This is a genomic window from Pseudomonas sp. XK-1 (genome assembly GCF_038069885.1).
Classification (GTDB): domain Bacteria; phylum Pseudomonadota; class Gammaproteobacteria; order Pseudomonadales; family Pseudomonadaceae; genus Aquipseudomonas.
On the sequence record NZ_JBBPES010000001.1, the window covers coordinates 728,095 to 745,256 of the forward strand.

At 64.4% G+C, this 17,162-nt stretch carries 15 protein-coding genes; 9 read left to right on the forward strand and 6 right to left on the reverse strand.

Features of this window, described 5'->3' with window-relative positions:
- Window positions 1-87 precede the first annotated feature (87 nt).
- From WMW70_RS03195 to WMW70_RS03205, 3 genes are all read left to right on the forward strand, one after another.
- Window positions 88-1,341 carry an ATP-binding protein gene (locus WMW70_RS03195; RefSeq protein ID WP_341436058.1) on the forward strand — a complete coding sequence of 418 codons (1,254 nt, stop codon included), beginning with the start codon at window positions 88-90 and terminating at the stop codon, window positions 1,339-1,341.
- 12 nt (window positions 1,342-1,353) lie between these two features.
- Complete coding sequence (locus tag WMW70_RS03200) at window positions 1,354-1,914, forward strand: response regulator transcription factor (protein ID WP_339459279.1); 561 nt, start codon at window positions 1,354-1,356, stop codon at window positions 1,912-1,914.
- 88 nt (window positions 1,915-2,002) lie between these two features.
- A complete protein-coding gene (locus tag WMW70_RS03205; RefSeq protein WP_341436059.1) occupies window positions 2,003-2,944 on the forward strand; it encodes an AEC family transporter in 942 nt (313 codons plus the stop codon).
- A gap of 54 nt (window positions 2,945-2,998) precedes the next feature.
- Here the strand turns inward: WMW70_RS03205 and pcaC are convergent, their stop codons facing one another.
- The 6 genes from pcaC to gatC all read right to left on the reverse strand — a co-directional run bounded on the left by pcaC (window position 2,999) and on the right by gatC (window position 8,240).
- Window positions 2,999-3,376 (reverse strand): 4-carboxymuconolactone decarboxylase, encoded by a 378-nt coding sequence (gene pcaC, locus WMW70_RS03210; protein WP_341436060.1) that lies wholly within the window; start codon window positions 3,374-3,376, stop codon window positions 2,999-3,001.
- Window positions 3,377-3,378: 2 nt separating this feature from the next.
- The gene (locus tag WMW70_RS03215; RefSeq protein ID WP_341436061.1) at window positions 3,379-4,476 is read right to left on the reverse strand and encodes a calcium/sodium antiporter; all 1,098 of its coding nucleotides are present in this window, start codon (window positions 4,474-4,476) and stop codon (window positions 3,379-3,381) included.
- Between the two features lie 107 nt (window positions 4,477-4,583).
- A complete protein-coding gene (locus WMW70_RS03220; RefSeq protein ID WP_341436062.1) occupies window positions 4,584-4,952 on the reverse strand; it encodes a septal ring lytic transglycosylase RlpA family protein in 369 nt (122 codons plus the stop codon).
- A gap of 72 nt (window positions 4,953-5,024) precedes the next feature.
- Window positions 5,025-6,473, reverse strand: coding sequence for an Asp-tRNA(Asn)/Glu-tRNA(Gln) amidotransferase subunit GatB (gatB, locus tag WMW70_RS03225; protein ID WP_341436063.1), 1,449 nt, complete (start codon window positions 6,471-6,473; stop codon window positions 5,025-5,027).
- Window positions 6,474-6,484: 11 nt separating this feature from the next.
- Window positions 6,485-7,936: an Asp-tRNA(Asn)/Glu-tRNA(Gln) amidotransferase subunit GatA gene (gene gatA / locus WMW70_RS03230; RefSeq protein ID WP_341436064.1), complete on the reverse strand. Its 1,452-nt coding sequence runs from the start codon at window positions 7,934-7,936 to the stop codon at window positions 6,485-6,487.
- Between the two features lie 16 nt (window positions 7,937-7,952).
- Complete coding sequence (gene gatC, locus WMW70_RS03235) at window positions 7,953-8,240, reverse strand: Asp-tRNA(Asn)/Glu-tRNA(Gln) amidotransferase subunit GatC (protein ID WP_341436065.1); 288 nt, start codon at window positions 8,238-8,240, stop codon at window positions 7,953-7,955.
- Between the two features lie 239 nt (window positions 8,241-8,479).
- On the opposite strand from gatC, the gene mreB reads away from it, so the two are divergent.
- The 6 genes from mreB to WMW70_RS03265 all read left to right on the forward strand — a co-directional run bounded on the left by mreB (window position 8,480) and on the right by WMW70_RS03265 (window position 17,095).
- The gene (gene mreB, locus WMW70_RS03240) at window positions 8,480-9,517 is read left to right on the forward strand and encodes a rod shape-determining protein MreB (RefSeq protein WP_108096189.1); all 1,038 of its coding nucleotides are present in this window, start codon (window positions 8,480-8,482) and stop codon (window positions 9,515-9,517) included.
- Window positions 9,518-9,609: 92 nt separating this feature from the next.
- On the forward strand, window positions 9,610-10,566 hold the full coding sequence (gene mreC, locus WMW70_RS03245) for a rod shape-determining protein MreC (RefSeq protein WP_341436541.1): 957 nt from the start codon (window positions 9,610-9,612) through the stop codon (window positions 10,564-10,566).
- Window positions 10,563-11,051 carry a rod shape-determining protein MreD gene (mreD, locus tag WMW70_RS03250; protein ID WP_341436066.1) on the forward strand — a complete coding sequence of 163 codons (489 nt, stop codon included), beginning with the start codon at window positions 10,563-10,565 and terminating at the stop codon, window positions 11,049-11,051. Before mreC ends, mreD begins: the two co-directional genes overlap by 4 nt.
- A gap of 45 nt (window positions 11,052-11,096) precedes the next feature.
- Window positions 11,097-11,717 (forward strand): Maf family protein, encoded by a 621-nt coding sequence (locus tag WMW70_RS03255; RefSeq protein WP_341436067.1) that lies wholly within the window; start codon window positions 11,097-11,099, stop codon window positions 11,715-11,717.
- 55 nt (window positions 11,718-11,772) lie between these two features.
- Window positions 11,773-13,230: a ribonuclease G gene (rng, locus tag WMW70_RS03260; RefSeq protein WP_325507405.1), complete on the forward strand. Its 1,458-nt coding sequence runs from the start codon at window positions 11,773-11,775 to the stop codon at window positions 13,228-13,230.
- 31 nt (window positions 13,231-13,261) lie between these two features.
- Window positions 13,262-17,095, forward strand: coding sequence for a YhdP family protein (locus tag WMW70_RS03265; RefSeq protein WP_341436068.1), 3,834 nt, complete (start codon window positions 13,262-13,264; stop codon window positions 17,093-17,095).
- Window positions 17,096-17,162 lie beyond the last annotated feature (67 nt).

The following is a 17,162-nucleotide window of genomic DNA, read 5'->3' on the forward strand; positions in this document are numbered from 1 at the left end:
CCAGCTGCGGCGTGTTGCCGCAGTTGGGCGCGCAGTGGCTTGGTTATACTCCTGCCGCTCGTTGACCGAGCATTTTTTGGAGAGCCCATGCTCGCACCCGTGCAGTTGCTGTCGGCCAGTCGGCAAAATCTCTGGCGTCTGACCCTGATCCGTATTCTGGTGCTGGCCGCCCAGGCCGGCTCCGTGGGCCTGGCCTACAAGTCCGGGGCGTTGCCGTTACCCTGGCTGGAGCTGAGCGTCACCCTCGGTATTTCCCTGGTGGTGTGCCTGCTTACGGCGGTGCGTCTGCGTGGCCCCTGGCCGGTTACGGAGCTGGAGTACGCTGGGCAACTGGCCTGTGACCTGATTATTCATAGCCTGCTGTTGTACTACTCGGGCGGCTCGACCAACCCCTTCGTGTCCTATTACCTGGTGCCGCTGACCATTGCTGCGGCGACCCTGCCCTGGCTTTACACCATCACCCTGTCCGGACTGGCGCTGGGCGGCTACACCTTTCTGCTGGTCTGGTCGCACCCGCTGGAGTTGCCCGCGGGGCCGCGGGAAATTCTGCTGATCTACGGCATGTGGCTGAGCTTTGCCCTGGCCGCCGGCTTGATCACCTTCTTCGTCGCCAAGATGGCCGAGGAGTTGCGCCATCAGGAAGAGCTGCGCGCCGAGCGCCGCGAGGAAGGTCTGCGCGACCAGCAGCTGCTCGCGGTGGCGACCCAGGCCGCCGGTGCCGCCCATGAACTGGGCACGCCGCTGGCGACCATGAGCGTGCTGATCAAGGAGCTGCGCCGCGAGCATCAGGAACCGACCCTGCAGGAGGACCTGGCGGTGCTGCAGGAGCAGGTCAAACTGTGCAAGGAGACCCTGCAGCACCTGGTACGCGCCGCCGAGGCGGATCGTCGTCAGGCGGTGGTTGACATGTCTTCTGTGGAGTGGCTGGAAACCACCCTCAATCGCTGGCACCTGATGCGTCCCGAGGCCAGCTATCGTTATCAATGCCTGGGCCGCGGTACGCCGCCACGGATGATGCCGCCGGCCGATCTGAGCCAAGCGCTGCTCAACTTGCTGAACAATGCCGCCGATGCCTGCCCGGACAAGCTGGATATCCGCCTGGACTGGGATCACCAGTGGCTGCGCCTGAGCATCCGCGACTTTGGCGCGGGCGTGCCGCTGGCGATCGCCGAGCAGCTGGGGCGGCCGTTTTTCACCACCAAGGGCAAGGGTTTCGGCCTGGGCCTGTTTCTCAGCCAGGCCAGCGTCACCCGTGCCGGCGGCACGGTTAAACTGTATAACCATGAAGAAGGCGGCACGCTCACCGAGCTGAAGTTGCCGCGTGCCTATGGCCGAGCGTAAGGAAATACCCGAATGAGCGATGAAGTGCTGTTCGAAGGCGAAGAACAACCGCATTTGCTGCTGGTCGATGACGACCCGACCTTTACCCGTGTCATGGCTCGCGCCATGAGCCGTCGCGGGCTGCGGGTGTCCACTGCCGGTTCCGCCGAGGAAGGCCTGGCCCTGGCCGAGCAGGACCTGCCGGACTACGCCGTACTGGACCTGAAGATGGAAGGCGACTCCGGTCTGGTGCTGCTGCCCAAGTTGCTGGAGCTGGATGCCGAGATGCGGGTGGTGATTCTCACCGGTTATTCGAGCATCGCCACCGCGGTGGAGGCGATCAAGCGCGGGGCCTGCAACTACCTGTGCAAGCCGGCCGATGCCGACGATGTGCTGGCCGCGCTGCTGACCCAGCATGCCGACCTGGATACCCTGGTGCCGGAAAACCCGATGTCGGTGGATCGCCTGCAATGGGAGCATATCCAGCGCGTGCTGGCCGAGCATGAAGGCAATATCTCCGCCACGGCCCGCGCCCTGGGCATGCACCGGCGCACCCTGCAGCGCAAGCTGCAGAAGCGTCCGGTACGCCGCTGAAGAGGGCTGCGTGCTTGTACAGGCGACGGTAGCAAGGCAATGGTTAGCCAGCTAACATAGGTTGTCAGACAACCCCTCTGGTGCTTCCATGCTTGCCGTCGTCCAGCAAACCCTCGCCATCACTGCGCCGGTGTTCGCCATGCTGTTTCTCGGCGTGGTGCTCAAGCGCCTGCACTGGATCGACACCGCCTTTATCAACACGGCCTCGAGCCTGGTTTTTCGCGGCACCATGCCGACCCTGCTGTTTCTCGGCATCGTCAAAGCCGACCTGAGCACGGCGTTGCAGCCGGCGCTGCTGCTGTTCTTTGTCGTTGCCACCCTGGTCTGCTTTGCCCTGGCCTGGGGCTGGGCGATCTGGCGCATCCCCCATGAAGATCGCGGCATCTATACCCAGGGCGCGTTCCGCGGTAACAACGGCATCATCGGCCTGGCGTTGGCCACCAGCCTCTACGGCGATTACGGCCTGTCTCTGGGGGCGGTGCTCGGCGGGGTGGTGATCCTCTGTTACAACGTGCTCTCGGCCATTGTCCTGGCCATCTACAGCCCGGGAGCCAAGACCGGGCCGCTGGCCATCGGCAAGAGCATTCTGGTCAATCCGCTGATCATCGGCGTGCTGCTGGCGATTCCCTTCGCCTACTGGCGGATTCCGTTGCCGGGCTGGCTGATGACCTCGGCCGAGTACTTCGCGCAGATGACCCTGCCGCTGGCGCTGATCTGCATCGGCGGCACCCTCAGCCTGGCCTCGCTGCGCCAGAGCAGCGGCACGGCGCTTAGTGCGAGCCTGATGAAGATGGTCTGGTTGCCGTTGTTGGCCACCTTGGGTGCCTGGCTGTATGGCTTTCGCGAGGCGGATCTGGCGATCCTCTTTCTGTATTTCGCCAGCCCCACGGCGGCGGCCAGCTTCGTCATGGCCCGCGCGGTGGGTGCCAATCACGAGTTGGCGGCGGCGATCATCGTGATCACCACTCTGGTGGCGGTGATCACCACCAACCTCGGCTTGCTGCTGTTGCAGTGGGGCGGCTGGATTTAGCCAGCGTGCGCGCATAAAAAAGCCGGGCAGTGCCCGGCTTTTGTTTTGCGGCGATCAGGCCTGCTGGAAGTCGTCGATCACTTCCTGCGCCGCGCGAAAGGCGTCGATGGCCGCCGGCACGCCGGCGTACACCGCGCAGTGCAGCAGGGTTTCGCGGATTTCCGCGACCGTACAGCCATTGTTCAGCGCGCCGCGCACGTGACCCTTGAGCTCCTGCGGGCATTTCAGCGCCGTCAGCGCCGACAGCGTGATCAGGCTGCGGGTCTTGCGATCCAGCCCCTCGCGGGTCCACACGCCGCCCCAGGCGTGCTCGTTGACGAAATCCTGCAGCGGCTGGGTAAAGTCCGTGGCGTTACCCAGGGCGCGGTCGACAAAGGCGTCGCCCATCACCTCGCGGCGGACTTTCAGGCCCTGCTCGTGGCTGTCACTCATGGCTAAACCTCCTCGCCACGCTGCTTGTGCCAGGCGCGGCCGGCGATGATCACCAGGGTCACGGCGGTCAGCGGCAGGGCGTAGCCGAGCATGGCGTCACCGAAGACTTCGGCGAACGGCCGGCCGGTCGACGACAGCACCAGGTACACCGTGTAGGCCACGTAGTAGGCGAGGAACAGCAGGCCTTCCCAGCGGTTGATGCGGTAGCCGGCGAAGAAGATCGGCAGGCAGGCCACGGCCACGGCGATCATCACCGGGAAGTCGAAGGCCAGGGCGTTGGCCGCCACATTGATCGCCTGTGGCGACACCAGCGAAGCCAGGCCCAGTACGCAGAGCAGGTTGAAGATATTGCTGCCGACGATATTGCCCACGGCGATATCGCGCTCGCCCTTGATGGCGGCCATGATCGAGGTGGCCAGTTCCGGCAGCGAGGTGCCGATGGCCACTACGGTCAGGCCGATCACCAGTTCCGAGATGCCCAGCGCGCGGGCCATGGTGACGGCACCTTCGACGAGGAAGTTGGAGCCGCTGACCAGCAGCACCAGGCCGGCAATGATCAGCCCCAGATTGATCGCCCAGGCGTAGGGTTTGGCTGGCTCATTGAGGCCGAACTCCTTGGCAAACTCGTCGTCCTCGCTGGCGCTCTTGTCGCGACGCGAGCTGATGATCAGGAAGCTGGTGTAGGCAACCACACCGGCAAACAGCAGGGCACCGTCGAGGCGGCTGAGGCTGCCGTCCCAGGCCAGGGCGTACACCACCAGGCTGGCACCGATCATGATCGGCACATCCAGACGGATCAGCTGGCGCGAGACGATCAGTGGTGCCACCACAGCGGTCAGGCCGAGAATCAGCAGCACGTTGGCGATATTGCTGCCGATCACGTTGCCGATGGCCAGATCGCCGCTGTTGTTGAAGGCGGCCTGTACGCTGACGGCGGTTTCCGGCGCGCTGGTGCCGAAGGCCACCACGGTCAGGCCGATCACCAGTGGCGGGATGCCAAACTGGGCGGCCAGTTTGGCGGCACCGCGTACCAGCACCTCGGCACCGGCGACCAGCAGCACCAGGCCGGCGATCAGATAAACAAAGGTCATCAGGGTCATTGCAGGGGGCTCCATAAAAGTGGCGCTAGTTTAATCATCCCCGGTTGGGCTGCCAGTGGGGGTTGTATCTTTATTTGTGCAGGCGGTTGCCGTGGGGCAGGGCCGGGTCAGTCCGCCAGTTGCTGAACCCTTACAGGCACCACGCCGGCGCGCAGCATGTCGAGCTGCTCGGCGGCCTTGTACGACAGGTCGATAATTCGCCCCCTGGCATAGGGACCGCGGTCGTTGATGCGCACCACCACCTGCTTGTCGTTGCGCAGGTTGGTCACCCGTACCCGGGTGCCGAAGGGCAGGCTGCGATGGGCGGCGGTCAGGGCATGCTGGTCGAAGCGTTCACCGCTGGCGGTCTTGTTGCCATGGTGGCGCGCGCCGTAATAGGAGGCCTTGCCCTCGGCGCTGTAGCCGCCGGGGGAGAGGCTCTGGCTGGCGCAGGCGCTGAGCAGCAGGCTGGTTAGGGCGATCAATAACAGGCGCATGGCGGCTCCTGGGCAGGTTGCAGCGGACAAAACAACGCCGGGCTTACCCGGCGTTGTGTGTTACGGCAAGGCTCAGGCTTCGAGCTTTTTCTTCAGTAGTTGGTTCACCTGGCCGGGGTTGGCCTTGCCTTTCGAGGCCTTCATGGCCTGGCCGACGAAAAAGCCGAACATCTTGCCGCGTTTGGCTTCGTCCGCCGCGCGGTACTGTTCGACCTGCTCGGCGTTGGCCGCCAGCACTTCGTCCAGCATGGCCTCGATGGCTCCGGAGTCGGTGACCTGCTTCAGGCCCTTCTTCTCGATCACTTCATCGGCGCTTGCGCCTTCGCCGGCGGCCAGGGCCTCGAAGACCATCTTGGCGATCTTGCCGCTGATGGTGTTGTCCTTGATGCGCAGGATCATCCCGCCCAATTGCTCGGCGCTAACCGGCGACTGGTCGATTTCCAGGTTGTCCTTATTGAGCAGGCTGGACAGCTCGCCCATCACCCAGTTGGCGGCCAGCTTGGCGTCGCCACACACGGCGTTGACTGCCTCGAAGTAGTTGGCCATCTCGCGGCTGGCGGCCAGTACGTCGGCATCGTAGGCGGACAGGCCGAATTCGCGCTCGAAGCGCGCGCGCTTCTCGACCGGCAGCTCCGGCAGGCTGGCGCGGATTTCATCGAGGAAGCTCTGCTCGATCACCACCGGCAGCAGATCCGGGCAGGGGAAGTAACGGTAATCGTTGGCTTCTTCCTTGCTGCGCATGGAGCGGGTCTGGTCCTTGTTCGGGTCGTACAGGCGGGTTTCCTGCACCACCTTGCCGCCGTCCTCGATCAGCTCGATCTGGCGCTGCACTTCGTGGTTGATGGCTTTTTCGATAAAGCGGAACGAGTTGACGTTCTTGATCTCGGCGCGGGTGCCGAACTCGGCCTGGCCTTTTGGCCGTACCGAGACGTTGCAGTCGCAGCGCAGCGAGCCTTCGGCCATATTGCCGTCGCAGATGCCGAGGTAGCGCACCAGGGCGTGAATGGCTTTGACGTAGGCCACCGCTTCCTTGGCCGAGCGGATGTCCGGCTCGGAAACGATCTCCAGCAGCGGGGTGCCGGCACGGTTGAGGTCGATGCCGCTCATGCCGTGGAAGTCTTCGTGCAGGCTCTTGCCGGCGTCTTCTTCCAGGTGCGCGCGGGTGATGCCGATGCGCTTCTGGGTGCCGTCCTCCAGGGTAATGTCGAGGAAGCCCTTGCCGACGATGGGGTGATCCATCTGGCTGGTCTGGTAGCCCTTGGGCAAGTCCGGGTAGAAGTAGTTCTTGCGCGCAAAGACGTTCTGCGAGGCGATCTCGGCGTCAATGGCCAGGCCGAACTTGCAGGCCATGCGCACCGCTTCGGCATTCAGTACCGGCAGGGTGCCGGGCATGCCGAGGTCGATCAGGCTGGCCTGGGTGTTGGGCTCGGCACCGAAGGCGATGGCGCTGGCGGAGAAAATCTTCGATTGGGTGCTGAGCTGGGCGTGAATTTCCAGCCCGATTACGGTTTCCCATTGCATGTCAGTCGTCCTCAGAATCCAGCCGGAGCTTGTGTGTGCCAGTCAGTAACCTGTTGGTACTGGTGGGCGACGTTGAGCAGGCGGCCTTCCTGGAAGTAAGGGGCGAGCAGTTGCACACCCACCGGCAAACCATCGACGAAGCCGGCAGGCATCGACAGGCCGGGGATGCCGGCGAGGTTGGCGGTGATGGTGTAGATGTCTTCCAGGTAGGCAGCGACCGGATCGTTGTTCTTCTCGCCGAGCTTCCAGGCCAGGTTGGGCGTGGTAGGGCCGAGGATGACGTCGACGTCATTGAAAGCTGCAACGAAGTCGTTCTTGATCAGCCGGCGGATCTTCTGCGCCTTGAGGTAGTAGGCGTCGTAGTAACCGGCGGACAGCGCGTAGGTGCCGACCATGATGCGCCGTTTCACTTCTGCCCCGAAGCCCTCGCCGCGGGAGCGCTTGTACAGGTCTTCCAGATTCACTGGGTTCTCGCAGCGGTAGCCAAAGCGCACGCCGTCGAAGCGCGACAGGTTGCTGCTGGCTTCAGCCGGGGCGATCACGTAGTAGGCGGGAATCGCGTGCTGCATATTTGGCAGGGAGATTTCCTTGACGGTGGCGCCGAGCTTTTTCAGCTCTTCGACAACAGCCATCACCTTCTCGCCGATGCGTGCATCCAGGCCCGTGCCGAAGTATTCCTTGGGCAGGCCGATACGCAGGCCATTCAACGGCTGGCTAAGGGCGGCCAGGTAGTCGTCGACCGGCTGTTCGACGCTGGTGGAATCCTTGGCATCGAAACCGGCCATGGCCTGCAGCATCAGCGCGCAGTCCTCGGCGGTGCGGGCCAGTGGACCGCCCTGGTCGAGGCTGGAGGCGTAGGCGATCATGCCCCAACGGGAGACGCGGCCATAGGTCGGCTTGATCCCGGTAAGGTTGGTCAGCGCCGCCGGCTGGCGAATCGAGCCGCCGGTGTCGGTGCCGGTGGCGGCCGGCAGCAGGCGCGCCGCTACGGCTGCGGCCGAGCCGCCGGAAGAGCCGCCGGGTACGCGGGTCAGGTCCCAGGGGTTTTTCACCGCGCCGTAGTGGCTGGATTCGTTGGCCGAGCCCATGGCGAACTCGTCCATGTTCAGCTTGCCCAGGGTCACGGTACCGGCGCTGGCGAGTTTCTCCACCACGGTGGCGTTATAGGGAGCCTTGAAGCCGGTAAGGATCTTCGAGCCGCAGCTGGTCAGCACATTCTGGGTGCAGAACAGGTCCTTGTGGCCGATGGGCGCGCCGAGCAGGGCACCGCTCTCGCCACTGGCGCGGCGGGCGTCGGCGGCCTTGGCCTGCTCCAGCGCAAGCTCCTCGGTGATGGTGATAAAGCTGTTGAGCTGCGGGTCGAGCTGCTGGATACGGGCCAGCAGGCTGCGGGTCAGTTCTTCGGCGGAAAATTGCTTGTCGGCGAGTCCGCGGGCGATCTCGGCCAGGGTCAATTGATACATGGCTAGGCGGTTTCCCTTACTCGATGACTTTCGGAACCAGATACAGGCCGTTCTCGACGGCCGGGGCGATGGCCTGATAAGCCTCGCGCTGATTGAATTCGGTGACCAGGTCGGCGCGCAGGCGCTGGGTGGCTTCCAGCGGGTGGGCCAAGGGTTCGATGCCGTCGGTATTGACCGCCTGCATCTGGTCGATCAGGCCGAGAATGTTATTGAGCGTTTCGGTGGTACCTGGAATATCGGCCTCATTCAGACCCAGTCGGGCCAGATGGGCGATCTTTTCCACTTCGGAGCGTTCAAGCGCCATCAGGTTTCTCCCTCTAAAGGCAGCGCAATGGCTTGGCCGCCTATGGAAATTTGCACGAGTTGACCTGCATGCAGGTGCAGGGAACGGATATTGGAAGCTGGCGGTCAAAGGCCGCGATGATGGGCCTTAAAGCCCGGAAAAACAGCCAATCTAACATATTGGTGCCTTGCTCAAAATCCCTGTCGTTGTTAGAGTTTGCCGCACTTTTTTACCCACGCGTTGCCTAGGGTCCCTATCCCATGTTCAAAAAACTGCGTGGCATGTTTTCCAGTGATCTTTCGATCGATCTGGGCACTGCCAATACCCTGATTTATGTTCGCGAACGCGGCATCGTGCTGAACGAGCCGTCGGTCGTCGCTATCCGTACCCACGGCAACCAGAAGAGCGTGGTGGCGGTCGGTACCGAGGCCAAGCGCATGCTCGGTCGTACCCCGGGTAATATCGCTGCTATCCGCCCGATGAAAGACGGCGTGATCGCCGACTTCAGCGTCTGCGAGAAAATGCTCCAATACTTTATCAACAAGGTTCACGAAAACAGCTTCCTGCAGCCTTCGCCGCGCGTGCTGATCTGTGTGCCGTGCAAGTCCACCCAGGTAGAGCGCCGCGCCATCCGCGAATCGGCCCTGGGTGCCGGTGCCCGTGAAGTGTTCCTGATCGAAGAGCCGATGGCCGCTGCCATCGGTGCCGGCCTGCCGGTTGAAGAGGCCCGCGGTTCGATGGTCGTCGATATCGGCGGCGGTACCACCGAAATTGCACTGATCTCCCTGAACGGCGTGGTTTACGCCGAATCCGTACGGGTTGGCGGCGACCGTTTCGACGAAGCCATCATCACCTACGTGCGCCGCAACTACGGCTCGCTGATCGGTGAATCCACCGCCGAGCGGATCAAGCAGGAAATCGGCACCGCCTACGCCGGTGGCGAACTGCGTGAAGTCGACGTGCGTGGCCGCAATCTGGCCGAAGGCGTACCGCGCAGCTTTACCCTGAATTCCAACGAAGTGCTCGAAGCGCTGCAGGAATCCCTGGCGACCATCGTTCAGGCGGTGAAAAGCGCCCTTGAGCAATCGCCGCCGGAACTGGCCTCGGATATCGCCGAGCGTGGCCTGGTGCTGACCGGTGGTGGCGCGCTGCTGCGTGACCTGGACAAGCTGCTGGCCCAGGAAACCGGTCTGCCGGTGATCGTCGCCGAAGATCCACTGACCTGTGTGGCCCGTGGCGGCGGCAAGGCCCTGGAAATGATGGATCGCCACACCATGGACCTGCTGTCCAGCGAGTAAGCCCCGGGCGACAATCTGCAAGCTGAATACACCCCGGCTCGGCTTTGGTTTGTCGCCAGCAACTTGAAGCTTGTGGCTACGAGGAACTCGCCATCAAACCGCTATTCACCAAAGGTCCTTCGCTCGGCGTTCGCCTGCTGGTGTTCACCGTGTTAGCGGTTGCGCTGATGGTGGTGGATGCCCGTTTCGCCGTGCTCAAACCCCTGCGTACCCAGCTCGGCCTTATTGTCGAGCCGGTGTACTGGCTCGGCCGTCTACCGGTAACCCTGTGGGAAAGTGCTACCCAGGGCCTGAGTTCGCGTAGCGAACTGACCGCCGAGAACGAGCGGCTCAAAGCCGAGCAGCTGATGATGCAGCGTCGCCTGCAGAAGCTTGCCGCGCTGACCGAGCAGAATGTGCGCCTGCGCGAGCTGCTCAACTCCTCCGCCCTGGTCGACGACGAAGTGCTGGCCACCGAATTGATCGGTATCGACCCCAATCCCTTCACCCACCGCATCCTGATCGACAAGGGGGCGCAGGACGGCGTGCTGCTCGGCCAGCCTGTGCTGGATGCCCGCGGCCTGATGGGCCAGGTGGTGGAAGTGCTGCCCTACAGTTCGCGGGTGCTGCTGCTCACCGACACCACCCACAGCATTCCGGTGCAGGTCAACCGCAACGGCCTGCGCGCCATTGCCAGCGGCACCGGCAACCCGGAGCGCCTGGAACTGCGCCACGTGGCCGATACCGCGGATATCAAGGAAGGCGACCTGCTGGTCAGCTCGGGCCTGGGTCAGCGCTTCCCTGCGGGGTATCCGGTGGCCACCGTGACCGAGGTGATCCACGATTCCGGTCAGCCTTTCGCCATCGTGCGCGCCATGCCCACCGCCAGCCTCAATCGCAGCCGCTATATGCTGCTGGTGTTTACCGACCCGCGCTCGCCGGAGCAGCGCGCCACCGAGTCGGCGCAGGCCCAGGAAGCCCTGGACCGTGAAATTCTCCAGCAGGCGGGTACGCCGCCAGCCGCGGCCCCGGCCTCTGAACCGGCACCTGATGTGGAGGCTGAGCAATGAGGTCGGCGCGCGCGAGCAATCTGTGGGTGGTCTGGCTGACTCTGGGCTTTGCGCTACTGCTCAGCGTTTCGACTATGCCGCGCTTTATGGAAATGGGCCGGCCGCTGTGGCTGGCGCTGTTTCTGACCTTCTGGGTGCTGGCCTTGCCCCATCGCGTGGGGATGACCACGGCCTGGTGTCTGGGGTTGCTGGCCGATGTGCTGAATGGTTCGCTGCTCGGGCAGAATGCCCTGGTGCTGACCCTGATCACCTTTCTGGTACTGACCCTGCATCAGCGCCTGCGCATGTTCCCCATGTGGCAGCAAAGCATGGTGCTGCTGGTGGTATTCGGCCTGGCGCAGCTGGTGCAGCTGTGGCTGCATGCCCTGACCGGCAACCGTCAGCCGACCCTCGAATTCGTATTCCCCGCACTGGTCAGTGCGTTGCTCTGGCCCTGGGTCTGCGCAATCCTGCGTGGGTTGCAGCAACGCATTGGCGTCAATTGAGCAGGGCCTGCGGGCCTTGCGCTTATCCGACAGGGAGAAGTCTGCATGGCCACGCTCTATCTGGCATCCGGTTCGCCGCGTCGACGTGAATTGTTGACGCAGATTGGCGTGCCCTTTCTTAGCCAAGTCGTCCCCATTGATGAAAATCCATTGCCAGATGAGCCGCCAGTCGACTATGTAGAGCGTCTGGCCCGGGCGAAAGCGCAGGCCGGCCTGGCTGCGCTGAGCCAGCCACTGGATGCCGTGGTACTCGGTGCCGATACGGCCGTGGTGCTGGATGGGCGTATTCTGGGCAAGCCCGCCGATGCGGCCGAGGCCCAGGCGACCCTGACGGCCCTGTCCGGGCGCAGCCATCAGGTGCTGACGGCCGTGGCCCTGGCCAGCCCGACGCGGGTGGCCGTGCGGGTGGTCAGCAGCCAGGTGAGTTTTCGGCCGTTGCGCGCCGAGGAAATCGCCGCCTACTGGGCCAGCGGCGAGCCCCAGGACAAGGCTGGCAGTTACGCGATTCAGGGGTTGGCGGCGGTGTTCGTCAGCCAGTTGCAGGGCAGTTATTCGGCGGTGGTGGGCTTGCCCCTCTGCGAAACCGCCGAGCTGCTCGAAGAATTTGCCATTTCGTGCTGGCAGTCGTTGCCGGTTCACAGTCAAGAGGTTGCGGGTCGCGGGTGAGTGCTGAAAGTATGCGCTCCCCGGCTTGCCGCTTCGCCGGACAAGAGATAGAGCCATGAGCGAAGAGATTCTGATCAATATCACGCCGATGGAATCGCGTGTGGCGCTGGTGGAAAACGGCGTGCTGCAGGAAGTGCACGTCGAGCGTACGCAGAAGCGCGGCATCGTCGGCAATATCTACAAGGGCAAGGTGGTGCGCGTGCTGCCGGGGATGCAGGCGGCCTTCGTCGATATCGGCCTGGAGCGCGCGGCCTTTATCCATGCCGCGGAAATCTCCAGCCGTGAAGGCAGCGCGGTGGAAAGCATCAGCGCCCTGGTCCACGAAGGCCAGAGCCTGGTGGTGCAGGTGACCAAGGACCCGATCGGCACCAAGGGCGCGCGTCTGACCACCCAGCTGTCGATTCCCTCGCGGTACCTGGTGTATATGCCGCGCACCGCTCATGTCGGCATCTCGCTGAAGATCGAGGACGAAGCCGAGCGCGAGCGCCTCAAGCAGGTGGTGGCCGACTGTGTGGCCGCCGAAGGCATCGAGGAAGCCGGCGGCTTTATCCTGCGCACCGCCGCCGATGGGGCCCGGGCCGAAGAGATTCTTGCCGATATTCGCTACCTGCGCCGCCTGTGGGAGCAGATCGCCACGCAGATGAAGGTCGGCCCCACGCCGCTGGTGATCTACGAGGACCTGTCCCTGGCGTTGCGCACCCTGCGCGACCTGGTCAACCCGAAGATCGAGAAGATCCGCGTAGACTCCCGGGAAACCTTCCAGAAAATCACCCAGTTCGTCGCTGAGCTGATGCCGGAAATCGCCGATCGCCTCGAGCATTACCCCGGCGAGCGGCCGATCTTCGACCTCTATGGCGTCGAAGACGAGATTCAGCGCGCCCTGGAGCGCAAGGTGCCGCTCAAGTCCGGCGGCTACCTGATCATCGACCCGGCCGAGGCGATGAGCACCATCGACGTCAATACCGGGGCCTTCGTCGGCCATCGCACGCTGGAAGAAACCATCTTCAAGACCAACCTGGAGGCGGCCACTGCCATTGCCCGCCAACTGCGCCTGCGCAACCTGGGCGGGATCATCATCATCGACTTTATCGACATGGAAGATGAGGAGCATCAGCGCCAGGTGCTGCGTACCCTGGAAAAGCAGCTGGAGCGCGACCACGCCAAGACCAATATCATCGGCATCACCGAGCTGGGCCTGGTGCAGATGACCCGCAAGCGCACCCGCGAAAGCATCGAACAGGTGCTCTGCGAGCCCTGCAGCGCCTGTCAGGGCCGCGGCAAGCTGAAGACCGCAGAAACCATCTGCTACGAAATCTTCCGCGAGATCCTGCGTGAAGCCCGGGCCTACCAGGCCGAGGGCTACCGGGTGCTGGCCAACCAGAAGGTGGTCGACCGTCTGCTCGACGAGGAGTCGGGCAATGTCGCCGATCTGGAGGCCTTTATCGGCCGCACCATCAAGTTTCAGGTCGAGACCATGTATTCCCAGGAGCAATACGATGTGGTGTTGCTCTGAAACCTCTTCTGATTTGCCGGGTATAAGCTGAATGGAGGCACTGGCCCGCTGGACCATGACCCTGCTGCGCTGGACGCTGGGGCTCTGTGCGCTCGGCCTGGTACTGGCGGCGCTGTATGTCAGCCTCGGTCGGGAGCTGTTGCCCCTGGCCGCCGAATATCGTCTGGAGGTCGAAGACAAGGCCGCTGCGGCACTGGCCATGCCGGTGCGCATCGGCACCCTGGAGGGGCGCTGGCAGGGCTTTGCGCCGGTGCTGATCGGCCATGATCTGCAGGTCGGCGAAGGCCCGGGAGCCCTGCAGCTCGATCAGGTGCGGGTGGTCCCCGATGTGTTGGCCAGCCTGGCGGCGCGGCAACTGCGGGTGGCGCGTCTGGAGCTGGAAGGCCTGCAACTGCTGGTCGAGCAGGATGCCGAGGGTGGCTGGGCGCTAAAGGGCCTGGCCCCGCGCGAGACGGCTGCACCCTTGGACATGGCCCAGCTGTTGCGTCAGCTGCAGTCGGTCAAACGGCTGTCGCTGCTCAACAGCCAGGTGACCCTGCAGGCGTTCGAGCAGCCGGCGCGCACCCTTACTTACGTCAACCTGACGCTGCGCAATGGTAGCGCCAGCCAGCGCCTGGACGGCCGTCTGCTGCTGCCCGATGGCCAGCCGCTGGCTCTGCAGCTGCGCACCCGGATGCAGCCCGAACGCTGGCGCGAGGCCCGGGCCGAGCTGTACCTGAGCCTGCCGCAGAGTGACTGGGCGGCCTGGGTGCCGGCCAGCCTGCTGGCGCAGTGGCGGCTCGAACGCCTGCAGGCCGGCGGCGAGGTCTGGTTGTCCTGGGCCGAGGGGGCGGTACAGCGTGCCGTCAGCCGCCTGCACGCGCCGCATTTGCAGGGGGGCCATGGTTCCCGTAAGTCGGTGGCGTTGAGCAACCTGAGCCTGAACGCCTACTTCACTCGCACCGCCGAGGGCTCCGAAGTGCTGTTCGATGACCTGGCCTTCAGCCAGGGCGAGCAGCGCTGGGGCGAGGCGCGCGTGGCCCTGCGTCAGCAGGCGGGCAGTGCGGAGCTGCAAGAGCAATGGTTGCTCAGTGCCGATTACCTCGACCTGGCTCCCCTGCAGCCGCTGGTGGCGGCGCTGGCCCCTATGCCGGACAAGGCCCTGGCCGTGCTGGCGCAACTCAGCCCCAAGGGCGCGGTGCGCAACCTGCAGCTCGATTACCGGCCGCAGGTCGAGGGACCAAGCCGCCTGCAGTTCTCGGCCAATCTCGAGCGTGTCGGCTTTGCCGCCTACCTGGCGTCGCCGGCGGCGGAAAACGTCAGTGGCAGCATCAGCGGCGATCTCGCCCAGGGCGAGCTGCGCATGGCCAGCGAGAACTTCTCCCTGCACCTGGACACCCTGTTCCCCCAGCCCTGGCGCTACAGCACGGCCAATGCGCGGCTGACCTGGCAGCTCGATGAGCAGGCGTTCACCCTGCGCAGCCCCTATCTGCAGGTGGTGGGCGAAGAGGGGGCGATTGCCGGCGACTTCCTGATTCGCCTGATACGCGATCCTTTGGCCGAAGACTATATGGACCTGCGCGTCGGTCTACGTGATGGTGATGCGCGCTTTACCGAGAAATACCTGCCGAGCCGGTCCCCGGGCCTGAGCCCCGAGCTGAATACCTGGCTGAAAAGCGCGATTCGCAGCGGTCGTGTGGATGAGGGTTATTTCCAATATCAGGGCTCGCTGAACAAGGGTGCGGAACGTGCCGCGCGCAGCCTCAGCCTGTTCTTTGCCGTGCGTGACGCCGAACTGGCCTATCAGCCCGGCTGGCCGGCACTGCGCGAAGGGCGCGGGGAGGTCTATATCGAGAGCAGCGGAGTGCGCGTCGAGCTGGCCGAGGGGCGTATTCTCAATAGCCGGGTGAGCAATGCCCAGGCCCTGATTGCCACGGCCTTGCCCGGGCAGCCGATACGTTTGCTGCTTAACAGCGAGCTGAGCAGTAATGTCGAGGACGCCCTGAAAATTCTTCAGGATGCGCCGCTGGGCACTGCCGAGATCTTCGCCGGCTGGAGCGGCGCGGGGGCGCTGAGCGGCAAGCTCAAGCTCGATCTGCCGTTGCGCAAAGGGCTCAAGCCCGAAGTGGTGGTCGACTTCGCCAGCAGCAACGCCGAGCTCAACCTGAGCAACCCGCAGCTGCAGCTGAGCCAGGTGCAGGGAGCTTTCCGTTACGACACGGCCCGCGGCCTCAGTGCGCCGGATATTCGTGCCCAGGTGCTGGGCCATGCGGTGCGTGGCAAGGCCCTGGCCGACGGCCTTGGTGGCCGTGCACTGACGCGCATCGAGGCCGCTGGCCGGGTCGGCGTCACTGAGCTGAGCGGCTGGCTGGGCGTGACCCAGCCGGTGCCGCTGAGCGGCAGCCTGCCTTATCGCTTGCGCCTGTCCCTGGATGGGGCCGACAGCCAGCTGCGAGTCGACTCCAATCTGCAGGGCCTGGCCATCGAGCTGCCTGCGCCCTTCGGCAAGGCCGCTGGGGCGGCCAGCTACGCCGACTGGCGGATGACCCTCAGTGGTGCCGAGCGGCGCTACTGGCTGGACTATGCCGAGCTGGCCAGTCTGTCGTTCGCCGCACCGCTCGGGCAATTCGCTGAAGGGCGCGGCGAATTGCGTCTGGCGGACGGCCCGGCGAGCCTGCCGGGGGGCAAGGGCGTGCGTTTGCGTGGCCGCGTCGCGGAGCTGGACTGGGACGCCTGGCAGGCGGTGTTGCAGCCCTACAAGCGTCTGCCGACCGATGAGGCGCAGCAGCTGTTCAACGATGCGCAACTGCAGATTGGCCGTTTCAGCGGTTTCGGCACCGAGCTGGATACCCTGGCGTTGCGCCTGCAACGAGTCGGCCAGAGCTGGGCGGTGGACCTGGACAGCGAGCGGGTCAAGGGGCGGATCGATGTGGCAGATGATGCCGCGGTGCCGATGGCCCTCAACCTCGACTACCTGCGTCTGCCCGCCGCCGAACCCAAACCCGAAACCGGCGTGGTGGTGGACAAGCCCGACCCGCTGGCCGGCGTCGATCCGCGTCAGATCCCGCCGATCGACCTGCGTATCGCCACGGTTTATCAGGGGATCGAGGCCCTGGGGGCCTGGTCGCTGAAGATGCGTCCAAGCGAGGAGGGGGTGAAATTCAGCGACCTCAATCTCAATCTCAAGGGGCTGCAGCTCACCGGCCAGGGCGGCTGGCAGGGCGCGCCGGGGGCCAGCCGGAGCTGGTACAACGGCCGTCTGGGCGGCGCGGATCTGGCCGATGTGCTGATCGCCTGGGGCTATGCCCCGACCGCCAGCAGCGACAGTTTTCGCCTGGAGGTCGACGGCAACTGGCCCGGCTCGCCGGCCTGGTTCGGCCTGAAACGTTTCTCCGGCAGCATGGATGTGGCCATGCGCAAGGGGCAGTTTTCCGAAGTGCAGGGTCCGGCCTCGGCGCTGCGGGTATTCGGCCTGCTCAACTTCAACTCGATTGGCCGCCGCCTGCGCCTGGATTTCTCCGACCTGCTGGGCAAGGGCCTGAGCTATGACCGGGTCAAGGGGCTGCTGGTCGCCAGCGAGGGAGTGTTTGTCACCCGCGAGCCGCTGACTCTGACCGGGCCTTCGAGCAATCTGGAGCTGGACGGTACCCTGGATATGCACCAGGAACGGGTCGATGCCAAGTTGCTGGTGACCCTGCCAGTGAGCAATAACCTGCCCCTGGCCGCCCTGATCGTAGGAGCCCCGGCGATTGGCGGTGCGCTGTTTATCGCCGACAAGCTGCTGGGCGACCGGGTAGCGCGCTTCGCCAGCGTGCAGTACGACGTCAAGGGCCCCTGGCAGGACCCGCAGATCAGCTTCGACAAACCCTTTGAGAAACCGCAGTGAGTGGGCGTCTTTGGACGTGCGGCTGTGCAGTCTGCGGCCATGGCTTGTAAGCTGATGGTTCGAGCCG

Bases quoted from the DNA above. Each gene is read 5' to 3' on its own strand.
- WMW70_RS03195 (WP_341436058.1), top strand. From the start codon at position 88: ATGCTCGCACCCGTGCAGTTGCTGTCGGCCAGTCGGCAAAATCTCTGG.
- WMW70_RS03200 (WP_339459279.1), top strand. From the start codon at position 1,354: ATGAGCGATGAAGTGCTGTTCGAAGGCGAAGAACAACCGCATTTGCTG.
- WMW70_RS03205 (WP_341436059.1), top strand. From the start codon at position 2,003: ATGCTTGCCGTCGTCCAGCAAACCCTCGCCATCACTGCGCCGGTGTTC.
- pcaC (WP_341436060.1), bottom strand. From the start codon at position 3,376: ATGAGTGACAGCCACGAGCAGGGCCTGAAAGTCCGCCGCGAGGTGATG.
- WMW70_RS03215 (WP_341436061.1), bottom strand. From the start codon at position 4,476: ATGACCCTGATGACCTTTGTTTATCTGATCGCCGGCCTGGTGCTGCTG.
- WMW70_RS03220 (WP_341436062.1), bottom strand. From the start codon at position 4,952: ATGCGCCTGTTATTGATCGCCCTAACCAGCCTGCTGCTCAGCGCCTGC.
- gatB (WP_341436063.1), bottom strand. From the start codon at position 6,473: ATGCAATGGGAAACCGTAATCGGGCTGGAAATTCACGCCCAGCTCAGC.
- gatA (WP_341436064.1), bottom strand. From the start codon at position 7,936: ATGTATCAATTGACCCTGGCCGAGATCGCCCGCGGACTCGCCGACAAG.
- gatC (WP_341436065.1), bottom strand. From the start codon at position 8,240: ATGGCGCTTGAACGCTCCGAAGTGGAAAAGATCGCCCATCTGGCCCGA.
- mreB (WP_108096189.1), top strand. From the start codon at position 8,480: ATGTTCAAAAAACTGCGTGGCATGTTTTCCAGTGATCTTTCGATCGAT.
- mreD (WP_341436066.1), top strand. From the start codon at position 10,563: ATGAGGTCGGCGCGCGCGAGCAATCTGTGGGTGGTCTGGCTGACTCTG.
- WMW70_RS03255 (WP_341436067.1), top strand. From the start codon at position 11,097: ATGGCCACGCTCTATCTGGCATCCGGTTCGCCGCGTCGACGTGAATTG.
- rng (WP_325507405.1), top strand. From the start codon at position 11,773: ATGAGCGAAGAGATTCTGATCAATATCACGCCGATGGAATCGCGTGTG.
- WMW70_RS03265 (WP_341436068.1), top strand. From the start codon at position 13,262: ATGGAGGCACTGGCCCGCTGGACCATGACCCTGCTGCGCTGGACGCTG.